Annotated in this window: 19 protein-coding genes and 1 riboswitch; of the genes, 1 reads left to right on the top strand and 18 read right to left on the bottom strand. The window is 70.9% G+C overall.

The genetic code is table 11. The annotated features are described in order from the left end of the window. Positions 1-169: 169 nt before the first annotated feature. The 16 genes from argF to BFF76_RS26040 all read right to left on the bottom strand — a co-directional run bounded on the left by argF (position 170) and on the right by BFF76_RS26040 (position 16,935). The gene (gene argF / locus BFF76_RS26115; protein WP_031098121.1) at positions 170-1,186 is read right to left on the bottom strand and encodes an ornithine carbamoyltransferase; all 1,017 of its coding nucleotides are present in this window, start codon (positions 1,184-1,186) and stop codon (positions 170-172) included. Between the two features lie 176 nt (positions 1,187-1,362). Beyond that, entirely contained in the window at positions 1,363-2,595 is a 1,233-nt protein-coding gene (locus tag BFF76_RS26110; protein WP_031098123.1) for an arginine deiminase, read from the bottom strand. 66 nt (positions 2,596-2,661) lie between these two features. Continuing rightward, entirely contained in the window at positions 2,662-5,205 is a 2,544-nt protein-coding gene (locus BFF76_RS26105) for a polynucleotide kinase-phosphatase (protein WP_065849182.1), read from the bottom strand. Further along, positions 5,202-6,707, bottom strand: coding sequence for a 3' terminal RNA ribose 2'-O-methyltransferase Hen1 (locus BFF76_RS26100; protein WP_031098129.1), 1,506 nt, complete (start codon positions 6,705-6,707; stop codon positions 5,202-5,204). The genes BFF76_RS26105 and BFF76_RS26100 overlap by 4 nt, the downstream gene beginning before the upstream one ends. Before the next feature lie 43 nt (positions 6,708-6,750). Next, on the bottom strand, positions 6,751-7,686 hold the full coding sequence (gene mmuM, locus BFF76_RS26095) for a homocysteine S-methyltransferase (RefSeq protein WP_065849181.1): 936 nt from the start codon (positions 7,684-7,686) through the stop codon (positions 6,751-6,753). A 192-nt stretch (positions 7,687-7,878) separates the two neighbouring features. Then, the gene (locus BFF76_RS26090; protein ID WP_065849180.1) at positions 7,879-8,802 is read right to left on the bottom strand and encodes an LLM class F420-dependent oxidoreductase; all 924 of its coding nucleotides are present in this window, start codon (positions 8,800-8,802) and stop codon (positions 7,879-7,881) included. Between the two features lie 140 nt (positions 8,803-8,942). After that, on the bottom strand, positions 8,943-9,509 hold the full coding sequence (locus BFF76_RS26085; RefSeq protein WP_031098136.1) for a DUF6099 family protein: 567 nt from the start codon (positions 9,507-9,509) through the stop codon (positions 8,943-8,945). 136 nt (positions 9,510-9,645) lie between these two features. Continuing rightward, entirely contained in the window at positions 9,646-10,005 is a 360-nt protein-coding gene (locus BFF76_RS26080) for a nucleotide pyrophosphohydrolase (protein ID WP_031098138.1), read from the bottom strand. Next, positions 10,002-11,222, bottom strand: a complete 1,221-nt coding sequence (locus BFF76_RS26075) for an AAA family ATPase (protein WP_065849179.1) — start codon at positions 11,220-11,222, stop codon at positions 10,002-10,004. Before BFF76_RS26075 ends, BFF76_RS26080 begins: the two co-directional genes overlap by 4 nt. Positions 11,223-11,229: 7 nt before the next feature. Then, positions 11,230-11,637, bottom strand: a complete 408-nt coding sequence (locus tag BFF76_RS26070) for a cell division protein SepF (protein ID WP_031098144.1) — start codon at positions 11,635-11,637, stop codon at positions 11,230-11,232. A 75-nt stretch (positions 11,638-11,712) separates the two neighbouring features. Then, positions 11,713-13,020 (bottom strand): cytochrome P450, encoded by a 1,308-nt coding sequence (locus BFF76_RS26065; RefSeq protein WP_234316868.1) that lies wholly within the window; start codon positions 13,018-13,020, stop codon positions 11,713-11,715. Next, the gene (locus BFF76_RS26060) at positions 13,017-13,631 is read right to left on the bottom strand and encodes a GTP-binding protein (protein ID WP_053931130.1); all 615 of its coding nucleotides are present in this window, start codon (positions 13,629-13,631) and stop codon (positions 13,017-13,019) included. The genes BFF76_RS26065 and BFF76_RS26060 overlap by 4 nt, the downstream gene beginning before the upstream one ends. Next, positions 13,609-13,962 (bottom strand): DUF742 domain-containing protein, encoded by a 354-nt coding sequence (locus BFF76_RS26055; protein WP_031098149.1) that lies wholly within the window; start codon positions 13,960-13,962, stop codon positions 13,609-13,611. Before BFF76_RS26055 ends, BFF76_RS26060 begins: the two co-directional genes overlap by 23 nt. Continuing rightward, on the bottom strand, positions 13,959-14,381 hold the full coding sequence (locus tag BFF76_RS26050; RefSeq protein ID WP_031098150.1) for a roadblock/LC7 domain-containing protein: 423 nt from the start codon (positions 14,379-14,381) through the stop codon (positions 13,959-13,961). Before BFF76_RS26050 ends, BFF76_RS26055 begins: the two co-directional genes overlap by 4 nt. Beyond that, positions 14,378-15,862 (bottom strand): ATP-binding protein, encoded by a 1,485-nt coding sequence (locus tag BFF76_RS26045; RefSeq protein ID WP_065849178.1) that lies wholly within the window; start codon positions 15,860-15,862, stop codon positions 14,378-14,380. Before BFF76_RS26045 ends, BFF76_RS26050 begins: the two co-directional genes overlap by 4 nt. Positions 15,863-15,942: 80 nt before the next feature. After that, positions 15,943-16,935: an MBL fold metallo-hydrolase gene (locus tag BFF76_RS26040; protein ID WP_065849177.1), complete on the bottom strand. Its 993-nt coding sequence runs from the start codon at positions 16,933-16,935 to the stop codon at positions 15,943-15,945. Positions 16,936-17,360: 425 nt separating this feature from the next. Here BFF76_RS26040 and BFF76_RS26035 point away from each other — a divergent pair, with 425 nt between their 5' ends. Continuing rightward, positions 17,361-18,254 carry an SIS domain-containing protein gene (locus BFF76_RS26035; RefSeq protein WP_053931127.1) on the top strand — a complete coding sequence of 298 codons (894 nt, stop codon included), beginning with the start codon at positions 17,361-17,363 and terminating at the stop codon, positions 18,252-18,254. 64 nt (positions 18,255-18,318) lie between these two features. Here the strand turns inward: BFF76_RS26035 and BFF76_RS26030 are convergent, their stop codons facing one another. Both BFF76_RS26030 and BFF76_RS26025 read right to left on the bottom strand, forming a co-directional pair. Further along, on the bottom strand, positions 18,319-18,894 hold the full coding sequence (locus tag BFF76_RS26030; RefSeq protein ID WP_031098159.1) for a hypothetical protein: 576 nt from the start codon (positions 18,892-18,894) through the stop codon (positions 18,319-18,321). Positions 18,895-19,122: 228 nt separating this feature from the next. Then, a complete protein-coding gene (locus BFF76_RS26025; protein WP_053931126.1) occupies positions 19,123-19,974 on the bottom strand; it encodes a transglycosylase SLT domain-containing protein in 852 nt (283 codons plus the stop codon). Positions 19,975-19,976: 2 nt separating this feature from the next. Next, positions 19,977-20,110: riboswitch (cyclic di-AMP (ydaO/yuaA leader) on the bottom strand. This riboswitch is flagged as partial in the annotation.

Genomic DNA, 20,110 nt, shown 5'->3' with positions numbered 1-20,110 from the left:
GGTCCGGCGGTGCGGGGAAATGAGCCTGTGGGGGGGGGCTTGGGGCTCGCAACTGGTCATGCGCCGCGTACCGAGCACATGAAAAGGGGTTCGGGCGTGCGAGCCCGAACCCCACCAAGTCACACCATCGTAGCCACTTGCACACATGTTCACCCAATCGGGTGCATGTTCATGCGGCCTGCGCGTCGCCTGCCAGCGTCGCGACGAGGACCGCCTTGATCGTGTGCATCCGGTTCTCGGCCTCGTCGAAGACGACCGAGTGCGGGGACTCGAAGACCTCGTCGGTGACCTCCAGCTCCGAGAGGCCGTGCCGCTCGTGGATCTCCCTGGCCACCTTCGTGCCGAGGTCGTGGAAGGCCGGGAGGCAGTGCAGGAACTTCACGTCGTCGTTTCCCGTGGCCCGCAGGACGTCCATGGTCACGGCGTAGGGCGCGAGGGAGGCGATGCGTTCGTCCCAGACCTCCTTGGGCTCACCCATCGAGACCCAGACGTCGGTGACGACGAAGTCGGCGCCCCGCACACCTGCGGTCACGTCCTCTGTGAGGGTGATGCGGGCACCACTGGACTCCGCGAGCTCGCGCGCCCGGTCCACGACCTCCTGCGCCGGCCAGTAGGCGGCGGGCGCGACGATCCGGACGTCCATGCCCAGCAGGGCTCCGGTGACCAGGTAGGAGTTGCCCATGTTGAAGCGGGCGTCGCCCAGGTAGGCGAAGGTGATCTGTTCCAGGGGCTTGGCGCAGTGCTCGGTCATCGTGAGGACGTCGGCGAGCATCTGGGTGGGGTGCCAGTCATCGGTGAGTCCGTTGTAGACGGGCACACCGCCGCACGCCGCCATCTCCTCGACGGCCTCCTGGCTGTCACCCCGGTACTCGATGGCATCGAACATGCGACCGAGCACCCGGGCGGTGTCCTTCACCGACTCCTTGTGTCCGATCTGGGAGCCGGAGGGGTCGAGATACGTCGTGGAGGCACCCTGGTCGGCGGCGGCCACCTCGAAGGCGCAGCGGGTGCGCGTCGACGTCTTCTCGAAGATCAGCGCGATGTTCCTGCCGCGCAGTCGCTGCACCTCGGCGCGGGCCCTCTTCGCGGCCTTGAGCTCGGCGGACAGGGCCACCAGGCCGCGGAACTCCTCGGCCGTGAAGTCCAGCTCCTTGAGGAAATGGCGGCCTGTGAGGTCTATGGCCATGGTGACTTCTCCTGGGTCGGGCTGAGGGCATGCGGACGAACACCTGGAAGTCTATACGAGCCATCGTATTGCTATACAGCGGCTCGTATCCCGCAGCCACCTGCGCACGCCACCTGCCCGACCCGTTCCAGACGGCCGCCGCCCCGCTCTGTCATCAGGGGCTCCGTCTGCGACCACTACACCGGATCGCGCACCACGGGGCAGCTCATACAACGCGGACCTCCCCGGCCCCGTCCCAGCTCGCTGCCCCTGATCTCGATGACCTCGATGCCCTCCTTGCGCAGGTACGTGTTGGTCGTGGCGTTGCGCTCGTACGCCACGACGACACCGGGCTCCACGGCCAGCACGTTGCAGCCGTCGTCCCACTGCTCCCGCTCGGCGGCGTGCACGTCCTGGGTGGCCGTGAGCACCCGGATCGTCTCCAGGCCGAGCGCGGCGGCGATGGCACGGTGCATGTGCTCGGGCGGATGATCGGTGACCTTCAGCTCACGTGGGCCCGCGCCGGGCTCGATCGTGTAGGAGCGGAGCATGCCGAGTCCGGCGTACTTGGTGAAGGTGTCCCCGTCGATCATCGTCATCACCGTGTCGAGGTGCATGAAAGCCCGGCGCTTGGGCATGTCGAGCGCCACGATGGTACGGGCCGATCCTGCGTCGAAGAGCCCTCTGGCCAGCATCTCCACGGCCTGGGGTGTGGTGCGTTCGCTCATTCCGATCAGGACGGCGCCCCGGCCGATGACCAGGACGTCGCCGCCCTCGATGGTGGACGGATAGTCGTCCTGGCCCTCCGACCAGTGGTGGAAGACGCCCGCCTCGGGGCCCGTGAAGAGGGGGTGGTGCCGGTAGATCGCCTCGAAGTGCACGGTCTCGCGCTGCCTGGCCGGCCAGCGCATCGCGTTGATGGACACACCGTCGTAGATCCAGGCGGAGGTGTCGCGGGTGAAGATGTGGTTGGGCAGGGGGCTGAGCAGGAAGTCGTCCAGATCCATCACGTGGAAGCGGACGGAGGTCGGCTCGGCGTGGCGTTCCAGGAACTCCCGCTTCGTCATCCCGCCGACCAGGGCCTCGGCCAGCTCCGCGGCGGGCAGACCCTCGAAGGCGGCGCGCAGGTGCTCGGTGGCGAGGGGGCCGTACTCCTTCTCCTCGAAGACCCGGTCGAGGACCAGCCGCCTCGCCACCGGGATGTCCAGGGACTCCCGGAGCAGCTCCCCGAAGAAATGCACCTCCACACCGCGGTCACGCAGCACGTCGGCGAAACCGTCGTGCTCCTCCCTCGCGCGACGCACCCACAGGACGTCGTCGAACAGCAGCGCGTCCTTGTTGCTGGGCGTGAGCCTCTTCAGCTCCAGATCGGGGCGGTGCAGGATGACGCGGCGCAGCCGCCCGGCCTCGGAATCGACATGGAATCCCATGTCCTCATCCTCACCGCGCGGGGCACCGTTCACCCTGCGAACCGCCACCTGATTCCGGCCGACGTCCTACAGCCGGGGGTCGACGGGCTCGGACTCCAGGGCCAGCACCGCGAAGACCGCCTCGTGGATCCGCCAGAGCGGCTCCCCGTCGGCAAGCCGGTCCAGCGCCTCCAGACCGAGTGCGTACTCCCGCAGGGCGAGCGACCGCTTGTGGCCGAGGAACCGGGAACGCAGTCGCTCCAGATTGTCCGGCCGTGTGTACTCGGGACCGTAGATGATCCGCAGGTATTCCCGGCCGCGCACCTTGATGCCCGGCTGGACGAGCCTGCCCTTCGCGTCCCGCACGAGGGCGCCCAGCGGCTTGACGACCATGCCCTCGCCGCCGCGGCCGGTCATCTCCAGCCACCAGTCGACGCCGGAGCTCACGGAGGCCTCGTCACCCGTGTCGACGACGAGGCGCCGGGTGACCTGGAGCAGCCCGGTCGGGTCGTGCTCGACGAGGCGGTCGAGCCAGGCCAGCTGCTCGTCGTGCGGTACGGAGGCGAGGGAGCGGCCCTGCACCGCGAGGATCTGGAACGGTGCCATCCGGACGCCGTCGAGCCCTTCGGTGCTCCAGCAGTACCGTCGGTACGCCTCCGTGAAGGCGGCCGCGTCCTCGGCGCGCTCCCGCTGGCGGCCGGCCAGGGCGCCGACGTCGACGCCGCGGGCCACCGCCGCGGCCAGAGCCCCGTCCGCCACGGGCAGAACCGCGCCGGCGGCCGCACCCACCGCCGCGTACTGCGAGCGCAGCAGGCCGGCGGCCTTCAGGGACCAGGGCATCAGCTCGGCGTCGAGCACCACCCAGTCGGTGTTCCACTCCTCCCAGAGTCCGGCGGCGGTGACGGCGGCCCGCAGCCGGCCGAGGACGACCTCGGTGAGCGCCGTGTCGCCCAGGAACGGCCGCCCGGTACGTGTGTGCAGGGCGCCGGTGGGACCTTCCGCGCCGAAGCGCTCGCGGGCGGTGGCGGCGTCGCGGCAGACCAGCGCCACCGCGCGCGAGCCCATGTGCTTCTCCTCGCAGACGACCTTGGTGACGCCGTCCGCGCGGTACTGCGCGAAGGCCTCGGCCGGATGCTCCAGGAAGCCCTCCTCGTGGGAGGCCGCGGTCGGGGCCATGGTCGGCGGGAGGTAGGCCAGGAGCCTGGGGTCGACGGCGAAGCGGCTCATGACTTCGAGCGCCGCCGCCGCGTTCTCCTCCCGCACGGCGATGCGGCCCATGTGGCGGGTCTCCACGATGCGGCGGCCCTGGACGTCGGCCAGGTCGAGCGGCCGGCCCTCCCGGCCCCCGGGGGCTTCGGTGGTCAGCGGCTTCACCGGCTCGTACCAGACCCGCTCGGCCGGTACGTCGACGATCTCGCGCTCCGGCCAGCGCAGCGCTGTCATCTTCCCGCCGAAGACGGCCCCGGTGTCCAGGCAGAGGGTGTTGTTCACCCAGGACGCGGTGGGCACGGGCGTGTGGCCGTAGACCACCGCGGCACTGCCGCGGTACTCCTCGGCCCACGGATAGCGCACGGGCAGGCCGAACTCGTCGGTCTCACCGGTCGTGTCCCCGTACAGCGCGTGCGAACGGACTCGCCCCGAGGTGCGCCCGTGGTACTTCTCGGGGAGCCCCGCGTGACAGACGACCAGCTTGCCCTCGTCCAGGACGTAGTGGCTGACCAGTCCGTCGATGAACTCCGCGACCTCCTTGCGGAACTCCGGGTGCTCGGTGTCCTCCCGCTCCAGCTGCTCCACGGTCTCGGCGAGGCCGTGGCTGTGCTGGACCTTGCGCCCCTTGAGGTAACGGCCGAGCTTGTTCTCGTGGTTGCCGGGCACACACAGCGCGTTGCCCGACGCGACCATGGACATGACACGGCGCAGCACCCCGGGGCTGTCGGGGCCGCGGTCCACGAGGTCGCCCACGAACACGGCGGTACGGCCTTCGGGGTGGGCGCCCCCCTCGTACCCCAGCTTGGCGAGCAGGGTGTCCAGTTCCGCGCTGCAGCCGTGGATGTCGCCGATGATGTCGAAGGGGCCGGTGAGGTGGCGGAGGTCGTTGTAGCGGCGCTCCAGGACGACTTCGGCCGTGTCGGCCTCCTCCTCGGTGCGCAGTACGTGAACCTTGCGGAAGCCTTCGCGCTCCAGCCCGCGCAGCGAACGGCGCAGCTCCCGGCGATGACGCCCCACGACATGACGGGGCATGCCGGCGCGGTCGGGCCGGGTGGCGTTGCGCGCCTGACAGACCTCTTCCGGCAGGTCCAGCACGATGGCGATGGGCAGCACGTCGTACTGCCGGGCGAGCTGGACGAGCTGTTTGCGGCTCTCCGGCTGCACGTTGGTCGCGTCGACGACGGTGAGCCGGCCCGCGGCGAGACGCTTGCCCGCGATGTAGTGGAGGACGTCGAAGGCGTCCCGGCTGGCGCTCTGGTCGTTCTCGTCGTCGGCGACGAGGCCCCGGCAGAAGTCCGAGGAGACGATCTCGGTCGGCTTGAAGTGCCTGCGGGCGAAGGTGGACTTGCCCGATCCGCTGGCGCCGATGAGGACGACGAGGGACAGGTCGGTCACGGGCAGTGTGGTTGAGGTACCGGTCATGCGGCCTTCGCCTCCTTCGTGGCCTCGTGGGCCGTGGTCCCCTTGGTCGTCGTCCCGTCGGCCGTGGTCATCGTGAACACGGCCATCTGTGTGGGAGGCCCCACCTCGGGGTCCTCCGGCCCCACGGGCACGAACCGCACCGCGTAGCCGTGGCGTCCGGCCACCTGCCCCGCCCAGTCCCGGAACTCCTGCCTGGTCCACTCGAAGCGGTGGTCCCCGTGGCGCACATGCCCGGCGGGGAGTGTCTCCCAGCGGACGTTGTACTCGACGTTGGGCGTCGTCACCAGCACGGTCCGCGGTCGCGCGGAGCCGAACACCGCGTACTCCAGGGCAGGAAGACGCGGCAGGTCGAGGTGCTCGATCACCTCGCTCAGCACCGCGGCGTCGTACCCCTTCAGCTGCTTGTCGGTGTAGGTGAGCGCGCCCTGGCGGAGCGTGATCCGCCCGGCCTGCCGCTCGCCCATCCGGTCCAGCTTCAGCCGGCGTGCGGCGACGGCCAGGGCGCGCATGGACACGTCGACCCCGACGATCTCCGTGAACCGCACGTCCCTCAGCATGGCCTGCACCAACTGCCCCTGGCCGCAGCCGAGGTCGAGTACGCGGCTCGCACCGGCCGTCCCCAGTGCCTCCAGGATCGCCGCGCGGCGCTGCTCGGCGAGCGGCACCGGCTTCTCCTCCGTGTCGGTGGTCTCGTCCACCGCGTTGTCGACGCTCTCCACGTCGAGGTCGTCCGACTCCGCCAGCCGCACCAGCTCCAGCCGCTCCATGGCCTGCCGGGTGAGACCCCAGCGGCGGGACAGGTACCGGCTGGTGATCAGCTTCTGCTCGGGGTGCCCCGCCAGCCAGCCCTCGCCCGCCCTGAGCAGCTTGTCCACCTCGTCGGGGGCGACCCAGTAGTGCTTGGCGTCGTCGAGCACCGGCAGGAGCACATACAGCTGACGCAAGGCGTCCGCGAGCCTCAGCTCCCCCTCCAGCACCAGCCGTACGTAGCGCGAGTCGCCCCACTCCGGGAACTGCTCGTCCAGCTGTACGGCCACGGCCTCCACCCGCGTCCAGCCGAGCGGCGCGAAGAGCTTGTGCACCAGCTCCGCTCCACCGCGTGCGGGCAGCGCCGGCACCTCTATCCGCAGCGGCAGTGCCTCCTGTGCCCGCTCGGGCATCGCCCGGCACACCCCGTTCAGCGCGGACTTGAACACCGCCGTCATGGCGACCGAGAGCAGCGACGACGCCGCGTACGGCCGGTCGTTGACGTACTGCGCGAGCGCCGCGTCGGGGGCTCCGCCCCGGCCCTTGCCCTTGCCGCGCCTCACCAGCGCCACCGGATCCACCTCCAGCAGCAGCGCTGCGGTACAGCGCTCCGCGGACGCTTCGGGGTAGAAGACATGCGCGGTGCCGTGCGAGGTCGAGAACGTCTGCGCCTTGTCGGGGTGCTTGTGCAGCAGGTGGCCGAGATCGGTGGCGGGACGCTCAGGGGTGCCGGTCGTGCTGATAGTCAGGAACACGTGTCCGAGTATGGTCCGGTGATCTGTCTCCCACCAGGGATTTTCACGCCCCGGCCGACTCCAGTCGGCCGGCCAGCGCCGCGATGTCGGACGGGCCGACCCGGCAGCAGCCACCTACCAGTCGCGCGCCCGCCCGCTGCCAGTCCCGCACCCTGCCCGGTTCGAATGTGCCTCTTCCGACCCAGTTCCGGCCGTCGGCATCCCACTCCTCCCCGCTGTTCGGATAGACGACGACGGGCTTGCCGGTGGCCGCGGCCGCCACCTCCACCGCACGGTCCGCGTCGGCGGGATCACAGCAGTTGACCCCGACGGCCACCACCTGATCGACGCCGGCGGCGAGCCCGAAGGCCTCCGCCAGGGGCTGTCCGGCCCTGGTCCGGTCCCCCGCCACGCTGTACGACAGCCAGACCGGCATGCCGAGGTCCTGGACCACCCGCAGCAGGGCCTCGGCCTCGTCGATGTCCGGCACGGTCTCCAGGGCCAGCACATCGGGACCCGCCGCGGCCAGCGTCTCCGCCCGGGGGCGGTGGAAGCGCACCAGCTCCCGGACGCTCAGCCCGTACCTGCCCCGGTACTCGCTGCCGTCCGCGAGCATCGCCCCGTACGGTCCGACCGAGGCGGCGACCCAGCTCTCGCGCCCCGTCACCGCGCCCGCCCTGCGCGCCGACTCCACGCTGCCGGCCATCAGCTCCGCCGCCCGGACCCGCCCGATCCCGCGCCGTGCGAACCCCTCGAAGGTCGCTTGGTAGCTCGCGGTGATGAGCACCTGCGCACCCGCCCGCGCATAGGCCGTGTGGGCGGCCTCGATCTGCTGGGGCGCCTCGCTCAGCAGCCGGGCCGACCACAGGGCGTCGGACAGGGCACAGCCCTGCGCCTCCAGCTGGTTGGAGAGACCCCCGTCCAGCAGAACGGTCCCCTCGGCGAGCGCGTCGCCGAGCGTACCGCGGGGCGAGGCATCCGGTGTCCGGGCGGTGTGCACAGTTGCTCCTTGCTTTCGGCTGATCACGGTCGTCTGCGGCGGGCTGCGGGCGATCCTGGTCCACGTCGGCCCTCGCGGTGCCGCCCTGCCGGTCCCGCCCTCCGGGTTCGCCCTGTCGGTCCCGTCCCTCGCGGGTGCCGCCCCGCCGGTCCCTCGTCGCGGGTGTCCGCCCTGGCGCCAGGGCCCCTCGCGTCAGCCCAGCTGCGACTGGACCTGCGACGAGATCAGCTCCAGATGCCCCAGGTCGTGCAGGTCAAGAACCTGGAGGTAGATCCGTGACGAGCCGATGGCGGCGTACCGGCCGATCTTGTCGACCACCTCGTCGGGCGAGCCTGCCAGCCCGTTCGCCTTGATCTCCTCGACCTCCCGCCCGATGGCGGATGCGCGCCTGGCCACCTCCGCGTCGTTCTTTCCCACGCACACCACGAGGGCGTTGGAGTACACCAGGTCGCCAGGGGCCCGGCCGGCCGCCACGGCCGCTTCCCCGACCCGGGCGAACTGCTTGTCGCTGTCCTCGATCGACGCGAAGGGGATGTTGAACTCGTCCGCATAACGCGCGGCCAGCCGCGGCGTACGCACCGCGCCGTGGCCGCCGATCAGGACCGGCACCTTCGCCTGGGCGGGCTTCGGCAGTGCCGGTGAGTCGGTGAGCTGGTAGTACGTCCCGTCGTAGCTGAACGTCTCGCCGGTCTCCGTCTCCCACAGGCCGGTGATGATCGCCAGCTGCTCCTCCAGCCGGCCGAACTTCTCCTTCGGGAACGGAATGCCGTACGCCTTGTGCTCCTCCTCGAACCAGCCTGCCCCCAGACCGAGCTCGACCCTGCCACCGGACATCTGGTCGACCTGGGCGACCTGGATCGCCAGCACCCCGGGCAGACGGAATGTGCCCGCCGTCATCAGTGTGCCGAGACGGATCCGCTTGGTCTCGCGGGCCAGCCCGGCCAGAGTGATCCAGGCGTCGGTCGGGCCGGGCAGGCCGTCCCCGGAGCCCATGCGCAGATAGTGGTCAGAGCGGTAGAAGGCGTCGAAGCCGAGGTCCTCGGCGGCCTTGGCGACGGTGAGCAGGGTGTCGTAGCTCGCCCCTTGCTGGGGCTCGGTGAAGATTCGAAGATCCATGTCTCCATCCTGCACCTTCGAAACCGCCGCGCCATTCTCCCCTGCCCTCCTGCCCGCACCCCCTGCCCTGTCGACCTGCCCCGCGGACCGCCCCGTGGAGAACGGCCGGCGCCCCCGGCGTCCGGCTCACCGCGGCCGGCTCACGGCTGGCCGGCCACGGAATCCGCCGGTCCACGGACCACTGATCCATGGACCACTGCTCCGTGGACCGCTCCGAACGGGCCGTCGCGCTCCCGGTCCGGCTCCTGCTCACGCTCCCGGTCCCTCTCCTGTTCGGCGAGACGTCTCAGCATTCCGTGCACCCGGTCCACGGACTCGTCGACCGCGTCTATCGCCTCGATGCACTGCCAGTAGAGCCCTTCCTCCTCCGTGCCGCAGGCGACGCCCACCAGCGCGATGCCCGCTTCGCCGAGCAGCAGCGTCAGGGCGGCCAATGCCCCTGGCAGCCGCGCCACTTCGGTGAGCTGCGAAGCCCGCACACCTCCGGCCGGAACCATCGGGTGGTCGAGCACGGCACTGCCCAGGGCGCAGGTCTCACTGAGCCCCCGCGCATCCGTCCGCAACTCCGCCGGCCCGTACCTCGCCAGGTGCCCGCCGACCGCGCGGGCGAGGGCCTGGGCCTGCCATGCCTCCGCCATGACGGCCGGCACTCCCCTGCTCCCCGCCAGCGCGCTACGACCCGCTGCGATCAGCCGTTCCGCTTCCATGCGATTCCCCCGTCGCCCAAACCACCCGTGAAAAGAACCCGCTCACCTCTTCATTACCCACAGTGAGGGTCATGGCACACGAATGCCAGAGGAAATCGGAAATCTGTGGACAGGAAGCTGATTGTGGATAAGTCGATCACTCCGAAGAGTGACGGTCGGTCGACTCGGCGCCACCCGGTACCGGAAAACGCGCCTCGTTCCGGTCGATCTTCGCCGCCAGCGCCGCCAGCGCATCGATGCCCAGGACCTCGCAGAACTGCAGCAGATACGCCAGGACGTCCGCGACCTCGTCAGTGACGCGGAACGCCGTGCCGGGATCCTCCATCACCCTCGCCGACTGCTCCGGCGTCAGCCACTGGAAGATCTCCAGGAGCTCGGAGGCCTCCACGCTCAGAGCCGCGCAGAGATTCTTGGGGGTGTGGTACGGCTCCCAGGCCCGGGACGCCGCGAAGTCGGCCAGCCGACGCTGCAGTTGTGCTACATCCAGATCCGTCACGGGGTCAGGTCTACCACCGTCGCACCGGCCATCCCGCGGGCCGCTGCCGCGGCCGACTCCCCGACCGTCCCCAGCAGGCGCATGTGCCCGTCCGAACAGATCGACGCCGCCAGCGCCAGCAGCTCCGCGGTCTGCCGCGCGTCCAGGCTCCGGTCGAGTCCGTCCGCGAGGACGGTGAGGGCCTGCATGGCAGAGGGCACTTCCGCCGCCGGGTCCACCACCAGGACATGAGGCCCGGTCAGCAGCACCAGGGCGAAGGCCAGATACCTGAGTTCGCCGTCACCGAGGCGGCCGACGGGTGTGCTGCGGTCCGGCCCCCGGCCGGCCAGGGCCCGCACGGTCCCGTCCGCCAGACGCTCGGCGGTCAGCCCCGTCACCGGTGCCGCACAACCGGCGTCCGCACTGGCGACCAACCGTGCGTGCTGATGGGCGCATTGGCTCTGGGTGCGGTGGAGGACGTCGGCGAGGTTGCCGCAACACGAGGTGAGCCGCCCCTCCCCGACCGGCACGGGCGCGCGCATCCGATGAGGCCGAGGATCGCAGACGAAGGCCGACCGCAGTGCCACCACCACCTGTTCGGCGGCGGCCAGCACCCGGAGCTGCCCGTCCGTAGTCCCCGCGACCCGCAACGGCAGCAGCGCCGTGCCGAGCCGGTCGTCGGGGAAGGGGGCACGCGTCACCGCCACCGCCCCCGCGGTGTACCAGGCGGCCTGGACGTGGGAACGCCGGGGATCCCGCAGTGCTGTGCTCAGCAGGGTCTCGCCGCAGTCGGTCAGCCGCTCCCCGACGATGCGGAGTTCGGGCTCGGCCTGCACGGCGAGATCCAGTCTCACCGGGCCGGCCGGGCCCTCCACCGTGCAGCCGAGCTTGAATCCGCGCCGCCCCTGTGCGTCCGCGCCCGCCTGTTCCGGCACCCAGGCCACGGGGTCGGGGAAGACGTCCTCCAGCGGATCACCGCCAGCCATCCGCGCAAGGGCGTCATAGGCGCGCAGGGCGGTCGACTTGCCGCTCCCGCTGTCCCCGGCGAGCAGGGTGAGCGGGCCGAGCGGGATGACGGTCCGGCGGTGCGAGGCGAAGGCGTCGAGCCGGAGTTCACCGACGAAAGGGCGTGCGGGACGGGCCGCGCCCGACGGCGGCGGAACCGTCCGCCCGGAGGAGATCACAGTCATGAGCGGACCGTACGCACGCCCGTGAGCGGCGAACCGTTCCGCCCGCACGACCTTCCTACGATTGAGGTACTCCCGCCGCGGTGACCCCCTCGACCTCCATGCCGACCGGGGCGAGCAGGAAGACGTTGCGGTCCACCCGGTGCATCCCGCTGCCGAGCCCGAAGACCACGCCACTGCTGAAGTCCAGGATTCGCTTGGCCACGTCGTTCTCGGCACCGGTCAGGTCCAGCAGGACCGGGATCTGTGCCACGAGGTATTCGGCCACCTCGCGCGCGTCCGCGAACACCTGGACCCGCAGGACGACCAGACGCCGCTGCTCGGCCGACTCCTGCTGGTCGGGAACCGTCCTGTGATCGACCCGGGAAGGCCATTCGTTACGGCCCCTCAGGGGTACGACCTGGGCGAGCCCTTCCCACTGTTCGTCGGTGGCGTCGTATCTGTCGTACCTGTCGTACCTGCTCACAGAGCCACCCCGTCCATGTGCCGGTTGGCTGTGCGCCGGCTGCGCTCGCTGTTCATCGGGCAATTCTCTCGCCCCTCACCCGTTCGGCGTACCAGCGACACGGATCGGAACATGATCGTCGCCGTCCCGCGCTCCCGCTTCGTCCGCTTCGACGAGCGCGTCGAGCGGGGTGAACCGCACCGGGAGATGGGCGAGCGCGCGATGGAAGGGGCCCGGCCGCCAGACGAGCTCGCCGGGCTCGACCGCCAGTCGCAGGTCGCAGAGCTGGCTGGTGAGCTCCTCGATCGCGGTCGTCGCCATCAGCAGGGCGGACGGCTTGGCCGGGCAGCGGTGCGGGCCCGTCGACCATGCCAGGTGACCACCGTCACCGGAGCGCACCGCGGTCTTGGGGACGGACGGCGTCGACTGCGTGTTGGCGGCGGCGAATGAGACCAGCACGAGTTGCCCGGCGCGCAGCGGGACGCCGTGGAACTCGGTGTCGTGCCGCGGGAAGTGCGCTCCCAGATTGGCCAGCGGCGGATCGCGCCAGAGCACGTCGTCGACCGCTTCGCGCGCGGTGGTGGCGCCGCCGTGCAGGGAGCCCCCGTAACCGGTGTCGCTGAGCATGCGCAGCAGCGCGTTGCCGATCAGGTTGGTCGTCGGGTCGTGGCCCACGCTCATGATGAGCGTGATCTGACGCACCGCCTCGTCGTCGTCGAGACCTGCCGGATGCGCGAGCAGATACGTGGTGAGGTCACGGCCCGGTCTGCGCCGCCGTTCGTGGACGAGGGCGGAGACGACGGCGACGAGGTCGTCGTAGGCCTCGGTCGCGTCCGCCCCGGAGTCCATCATTCCGGCGGTTCCCCGGACCACCCGCTCGACGTCCTGCGGAGCCACACCGAAGGAGGCGGTGAAGACGTGCAGGGGCAGCCTGCGGGCGTACTGGGCGATGAGGTCACCGGTGCCGGTGGCCGAGAAGGCGGCGATGAGCCGCTGTGCGACCCGGACGACCTCCGCGCGCAGCAGATGGGGTTCGATCAGGGCGAGGGTGTCGTTGATGGCGTCGCGGTAGCGGGCGTGGACGGCGCCGTCGGTGAAGAGGGCGGTGGGCCGGTGGCCGAGCACCGGCAGGACCGGTGAGTCGGCCGGTACGCCGGCCTGCCAGGCGCGGGGGTCCTTGGTGAAGGTCTCGGTGTCCCGCAGCAGGTCGGCGGCCGCGTGGTAGTCGGTGACCAGAGTCGCGTCGATGTCCGGGGCTATCCGCACCCTGGCCAGCGGGCCCTGGGCGCGCAGCCTGCGGTAGTGGCCGTGCGGATCGGCGGCGAAGCCGGCCCCGTACAGCGCGAGCGGTTCGTGGGGCGAGGGCGCGTCGCCCGGTGAAGTGCCGGTCACGGATGGGGTCATGACGATTCCTGGGACGTGGGCAGCGAGGCCAGAGCGTGCTCGGCGAGTGCGATCAGGGCGTTGATGCCGCCACGGCGTTCGCGTGCGTCGCACTGCACCAGCGGGGTGCGGGGATCGAGGTCGAGGTGCTTGCGCAGGACCTCGTCCGGGTGGGCGGGGGCGTCGGGGAAGCGGTTCACCGCGACGGCGTAAGGAAGTCCCTGCTCCTCGACCATGTCCATGACGGCGAAGGAGTCCTCGAGCCGGCGGGTGTCGACCATGACGAGGGCGCCGAGCGCACCGCGCGCGATGTCCTCCCAGAGGGGGAGGAACCGGTCCTGGCCCGGGGTGCCGAACATGTAGAGGACCAGGTCGTCCTGGACGGTCAGCCGGCCGAAGTCGATGGCGACGGTGGTCGTGCTCTTCTCCGGGAGTCCGGCGGTGTCGTCGAGTCCGGCACTGGACTGTGTCATCACCTCTTCCGTGTGCAGGGTCGGGATCTCCGACAGGGTGCGGATCAGGGTCGTCTTTCCCACGCCGAAGGGACCCGTGACGACGAGTTTCATCAGGGTCTCGGCGGCACTCGGCAGATAGCCGATGCCGGCCCGGTCAGTGGAGGGAACGGAGTCCAACGAGCAGCCTCTCGACGAGCGACCGGTCGATCTCACCGGCGCTGGGGATCGGTGGTCGAGCGTGCAGGTGTCCCGCGGCCACGAGGTCCGTGGTGAGGAAGACCGTGGCGCTGACCGGCAGGTCCAGGTGGGCGGCGCATTCGACGACGGTGAGGGCTCCCGGCTCCAGGAGTTCGCACAGCCTGCGCTGCTCCGAACCGCTGTCCGGCGGCAGGGCCGAGTCCGTGCGGATGAGCACGGCGAGCCGGTCGAGCGCGGGACCGGTGGGCGTGGAACGGCCACCGGTGACCAGGTAGGCGGGTATCAGGCGGCGTCCTGGGCCGGAGGTCATGGCCGGGTGACGGAGTCCGGTTGGCGGGTGGGGGCGTGCATGGCCCTGGTCAGCGCGGTGACCTGCACCTGCATCTGGTAGGCGATGTTCCCCAGGTGTGCGTCGGGGGCCGCGAACAGGGCCAGCGTGGTGTTCCTGCCGGCCGGTACGACGATGGCGAACCCCAGGTCGGACTCCACGACCGTCTGGGCCAGGCGCGGTGACTCGGCGTCGGTGAAGGCGGTGGTGAACGCGCGGGCCGCGGCGTGCAGGGTGGCCGTCATCGCGGCGACGCGTTCGGCGGACGCGCGGTCCAGGCCGGGCGAAGCACCCTCGACGAGCCCGTCACCGGTGGCGACCACGGCGTGCTGCACTCCGGGCAGCTCCAGAAGGGGGGTCAGCACCCATGCGAGATCACCGGCGGTGGGGGTGGTGCTCACGTCTCGTCGTCTCCTTGGTCGTCCGATGGGGATACTGAGGGGGCCGGTGCCGGGGGCACGGGCGCCTGCCTGCCGCTGAGAGTGCCCTCCTGGAGGGCGGTCCAGGCCGATCCGGCCTGCTCGGGTGTACGGAGCACGGGCTCCTCCGCCGCGTGCCGTTCAGCCGTCGGCTCCTCCGGGGGGCCCGTCCTGCGTTTCCTGCGGCGCCGGGTGGGCAGTCCTGCCGGACGCACCGCCTCCTCGTCGGCGGAAGCCGGTTCGGATACGGACGGGGGCACGTCGGATCCGGCGGGAACGGCGGGCACGGCGGGTTCCACGGGCGCGGGAGAAGAAGGCCCGGGCGGCGCGGGTTCGGGCCGGGCCTCCACGGGTTCGGGTGACCCGCCGCCGGACGACGATCCTTCGGCTGCTGCGCCGGCCTCCCGCGCGAGCACCGGTTTCGGCGCGAGCACGGACAGGGTGCGGTCGTCGTCCATCACCGTCAGCAGATGGGCCGGGATGCGCAGCATCGCGCGCATCCCCCCGTACGGCGACGGCTCGATGTGGCAGCTGAAGCCGTACCGCGCGATGAGCCGCCCCACCACGGCGAAGCCGGTCTGCGGGGGGTCACCGAGCTCGGTGAGGAGCACCTCGGAGGGGCCCGACAGCAGCGTGCGGGCCCGCTTCAGCGCGTCGTCGTCCATGCCGATCCCGGCGTCGTCGACCAGGATCAGCGCCCCGCGCCCCGCGGTCTGCTGGACCGTGACCGGCACCTCGGTGTCCGGGTGCGAGTACGCCGCGGCGTTGGCCAGCAGCTCGGCGAGCGCGATCGCGAGGGGTTCGGCGGCCCTGGCGACCAGCGCGAGCCGTTCCTGGCGCAGATGGTTGGCGACCTTGATCCGTTCGTAGCCCGCGACCCGGGACTGGGCGCCGAGCACGACCTCGACGAGCGAGGACTTCTGCCGGGCGAGGCCCGGCCAGGCGTCGCAGAGCACGGCCGTGGCCTGGGTGCGGCGCAGCGCAAGTTCGTTACGGAAGTCCAGTTGCAGGATCCGCGGGTCGTCGTAATCGTGCTGGAGCTCGTGCAGGAGGTGCTGCGACTGGTTGAGCAGCGACTGGATCTTCGCTGAGCTGCCGCGCATGGCAGAGCGCGCTGCCGCGTCGACACGCCCGCGTTCCTCCAGGACAACCGTGCGCGCGGCTTCCACGGCCTCGGTGAGCAGGCGAGCGGCGTCACCGTCGATCCCTGCGGCCTCCCTGAGTCCGGGAACCGGTGCGGCCCGGTGGGAGAGTGCCGTGGCAACGGCGGGTATCCGCATCCGGGCGAGCTGGCGGATCTCCTCGGTGAGGGCGAGGGTGCGGGCCTTCGCCGCCCTGGCCTGACGTTCGGCCAGCTCGGCACCGGCCGAGGCGCCGCGTGCCTCCCGTTCGGCCCGGTGCATGCGGGCGGACGACCACACGGCCACGATGACGGCGATCAGCGTCACGATCCATGCCACCACGGCTCACCGCGTCTCTGTTGTCGGGGACGGTCGTCGGCCCGCCGGGCGGCGGAGTGTCCGGCTGGCGCACCGGGGGGCGGTCACGCCGGCCCGCCGGCACTCGACGGGTCGAGCTCGTGGGCGACCGCGGCCACGTCGGCCATCACCTCCAGGACGCCGGGGAGCCCGGAGCCGTCCAGGTGGCGGTACTCGCTCGCGATGGTCACCACGAGCCGCTCCGGCAGACCCAGAGCCGGGTAGCGGCCCTCGCCGATCACCCGGCGGGCCGCCGCGGTGGCGGGCACTCCCGCCGCGTGCAGAGCGTGGGCGCGTTCGCGTACGTACGCGAGGTAGCGCATGTGCTCCCGCACCCCGGCCGGATCGAGCACCGGTCCGTGGCCGGGCACGATCACCTCGGCACCGGTGGCCAGGACGCGCTCGCACGCCTCGATGACGTTGCTCAGGGGGCCCGCCCAGTGCACCGGGTGGTCGCCGGGCTGCTGCGGGGTGGAGGAGAAGATGACATCACCGCTGAACACCGCGCGCTGCGCGGGGAGATGGACGATCAGGTCGCCCGCCGTGTGCGCGGACGGCAGGGACGACACCTGGACCGTGTACTCCCCCAGGGTCAGTTCGAGCTCACCGGTGAAGCAGGTCGTCGGCCGCACCTCTTCGGTGGCCGACCAGTCGAAGGCTCCGAAGTGACGGGCGAGATAGGCGCCGAGGGGTGTGGACGGATCACTTCCGGCCACCAGGCGGTGCTGTTGCTGCGGGGTGGGGTCGTAGTGGAGGTACTCCCGGGCCTCCCGGGTCGCGATGATCTCCGCGCCCGGAAGTACTCCGGCGCCCCAGAAGTGGTCCCCGTTGGCGTGGGTGACGATCACTCGGTCGATCCCGGCCCCTTCGGGCAGCCGCTTCTGGCTCTCCACCAGGAACTGACCTGCCAGGAAGGGGTCGTACGGGGTGTCGATCCACAGCGCGCCGCGCGACGAGACGAGCAGCCCGCAGTTGGCCAGCCCCCAGCCCCGTTTCGGCGGGAGCCATGCGTACAGACCCCTGCCGAGGTCCACGACATCCCCAACCGTGTTCGACATGGGGTGATTATGCCGACCACGGTCCGGTCGCGCGTTCGAACTCGGCCAACTCGCGGGCGTGATGACGCGAAATCGCCCCTCCGGCGAACCGTGTGCAGCCCGCCGGTGACCGTCCGGGGTTGCCGTAGATCGATCACACAGGGGGTTTCTTCCGGTATGCGCACGGCGCGGACCACATCACTCGCGCCGCGCGCTGAATACCCGCACAGGGACAACTGAACCGGATCAGGCTAACCACCCACCGGGTATGGCCGAAAACAGCCGTTGAGCGAATCATGAGTATGTCAACCGATTGCTTGTTCTTGCTCGTTTTACCCATGTAACATGCAGAATCGAGCAAGCGGGCCCGGAACCGGCCACGCCCGCATCGATTTCACCCACCCCACCCCACCAGGTGCGAGCAGCAGCGGAAGCGGAGTGCGGACATGTCGCATGTCGAGACCGAGACAGCAAGTCAGCCGGAGTGCTGGCGCCGCGCCGCGGAGGTCGCCGCCGACCGGAGGCCGGCTCTGCCCGCCACCGGTGAGCGCATCGCCGTCGTGGGCTGCGGGACGTCGTATTACATGGCCCAGGCGTACGCCTCGCTCCGCGAGGCCTCCGGGCAGGGCGAGTCGGACGCGTACGCCGCCTCGGAGTTCCCCTTCGGACGCTCCTACGACCGCGTCGTCGCACTGACCCGCTCGGGAACGACGACGGAGGTGCTCGGCCTGCTGACCCGGCTGCGGGGCACCACCCGGACCGTCGCGGTGACCGCCGACCCGCGGACCCCGGTGATGGCCGCCGCCGACGAGGTGGTCGTGATCGACTTCGCCGACGAGCGGTCCGTGGTCCAGACGAGGTTCGCGACCACCGCGCTGACCCTGTTCCGCGCCCATCTCGGGCTGCACACCGAGGAGGTCGTCCGGGACGCAAGGACGGCCCTGGCGGAGCCGCTGCCCGAAGGGCTCCTGGACTGCTCCCAGTTCAGCTTCCTGGGACGCGGCTGGACGGTAGGGCTCGCCAACGAGGCGGCGCTCAAGATGAAGGAGGCGTCGCTGTCCTGGACGGAGTCGTACCCGGCGATGGAATACCGCCACGGCCCCATCAGCATCGCCACGGCCGGTACCGCGACCTGGATGTTCGGCACCGCTCCGGAGGGGCTGCGGGAGCAGGTGCGGGCGACGGGGGCCCTTTGGGTGGAGAGCGGCCTGGACCCGCTGGCCGACCTGGTCAGGGTCCAGCGGCTGGCCATCGCCCGGGCGGCGGCCCGTGGCCTCGATCCTGATCTGCCGCGCCATCTGACCCGGTCGGTGGTGCTGGGTACGGCGGCCGGAGCCTGAGCCCGTCACGGCATGCCGCGTACCGGGCCGGCGAGCGGCCCGGTACGCGGCATCGACCGTGGGGTCAGGCCTCTTCGAAGTAGGCGTCCAGCGCCTCGTCGAGCTGCGCCGTCCACGTCTTCAGCTCGCTTCGGGCACCTGCCTCGACCTCGGCGTTGAACCAACGGCGGCTCGACAGGTGGACCGTCACGGTGAACCGGCGCCCGAAGCGGCCGGTCTTGACCTCGACCGCACCGATCTCGGCCCAGTCGAAGTCCGCCTGCTGGTCGTCGAGCCGGAAACGGACACCGTCGGCGTCCACCCTGATGGATCCACGCCGGTCGCTGACCTCGAAGACGGGGCCGTCCCCCTTCTCGGCGCCCTCACCCTTCAAGGTGCGCACGCTGCCAGGAGTTTCACCGCCATCCGGGGCCGTGTCACTGTCCGCGGCTGCGGCACCGTCCGGGGCCGCGTCGGCGGTGGCCGTGGAATCGTCCACGGCCCCCTCGGCCGCCCCGGCCTCCAGGGGTTCCTCGGGCGCTTCCTTCTCCGCTTCCGCCTCCGTCCGCGCGGGGGCAGGGGCCGTCAGGCCGGGGATGTACGCCGGGTCCGTACCCGCGGCGAACTCTGGCTTCGTCTTCGAATCTATGCGCTGCTCCACGGCGGGCAGTATGGACGACGAACCTGTACGAGACCAGTCACCCCGGCTCCACCGGGCCTGTCGCAGGGCCGGCGGCCGCCGTGGGGCACACGGGACAACGGGCTCCGGACACCGATGGCGCCGGAAAACGGACGACGGGTGGCACGGGTTCCGCCGAACCCGCACCACCCGTCAGCCCTGTCCCTCTGTCACACGTCCGTGCGTCAGCGGTTCCGCCTCGGCAAGGACTCAGTAGGCCCCGAAGACGTTGTCGATCGAGCCGTACTTGTCAGCGGCGTAGTTGCACGCGGCCGTGATGTTGGCGACCGGGTCGTAGCTGTCCGTCGAGGTACCGGGCACGTGGTAGGCCTCGAAGGTCGGGTCGATGACCTGCAGCAGGCCCTTCGACGGGATGCCCGCAGCGGCGTTCGAGTCCCAGTTGTTGATGGCCTGGGGGTTGCCCCCGGACTCGCGGATGATGTTGCGGTGGATGCCGTCGTACGAGCCGGGGATGCCGTGCTCGGCCATGACGGCGAGCGACTCCTTGATCCAGCCGTCGAGGTCGTCCGTGTACGCGGCCGGCTCGGCGGCAGGCGCGGCTTCGGCGGCAGGCGCGCCCTCCGAGGCGACGGAGGTGCTCGTGCGCTCCGAACGGTCGGCGCGGTCAGCGCTCTCCTCGGCACGGTCGGACGAGGCGGAGGCCTTGGATTCGGCCCTGTCCGCCGACTTGTCGGCCTTGCCGACCGTCAGCTTCAGACCGGGGTGAATCAGGTCGGGGTTTCCGCCGACAACCTTCTGGTTGTCCTCGTACAGAGCCTTCCAGCCACCGCTGACGGAATGCTCGCGTGCGATCTTGGCGAGGGTGTCACCCAGGACCACGGAATAGCTTGCGGACTCGGACTTCTGCGCGGCAATTCCCTTGCCGGTCGCGGCAGTCGACGTCACGGCCTTTTCGACGGCGGCCGGCTGGGCCGGGGCGGCGAAGGCACTGGTCGCACCGATCACGGGGAGGGCCAGGGCGGCTCCACCCGTGCTCACGGCGATGATGCCGCGGGTCAGTGAACTGGTCCTGAAACGACGGTGCTTACCGTTTTCGGGCATGCTGCATTCCTCTCCGTCGCCTGCGAAGTGAGCTGTCGGGTTCGAGCTGGAGATGCCCGGCCGCACACGAGTGCGCCTTCACCCCGAGCCGCTCCGGAAACCGGATCGGCACTTACCTGGGTCCCCCGCTCCTGCC

It is taken from the genome of Streptomyces mutomycini (genome assembly GCF_001700505.1).
Lineage (GTDB): Bacteria > Actinomycetota > Actinomycetes > Streptomycetales > Streptomycetaceae > Streptomyces > Streptomyces mutomycini.
This window is presented reverse-complemented; position numbering and strand designations above follow the sequence as displayed.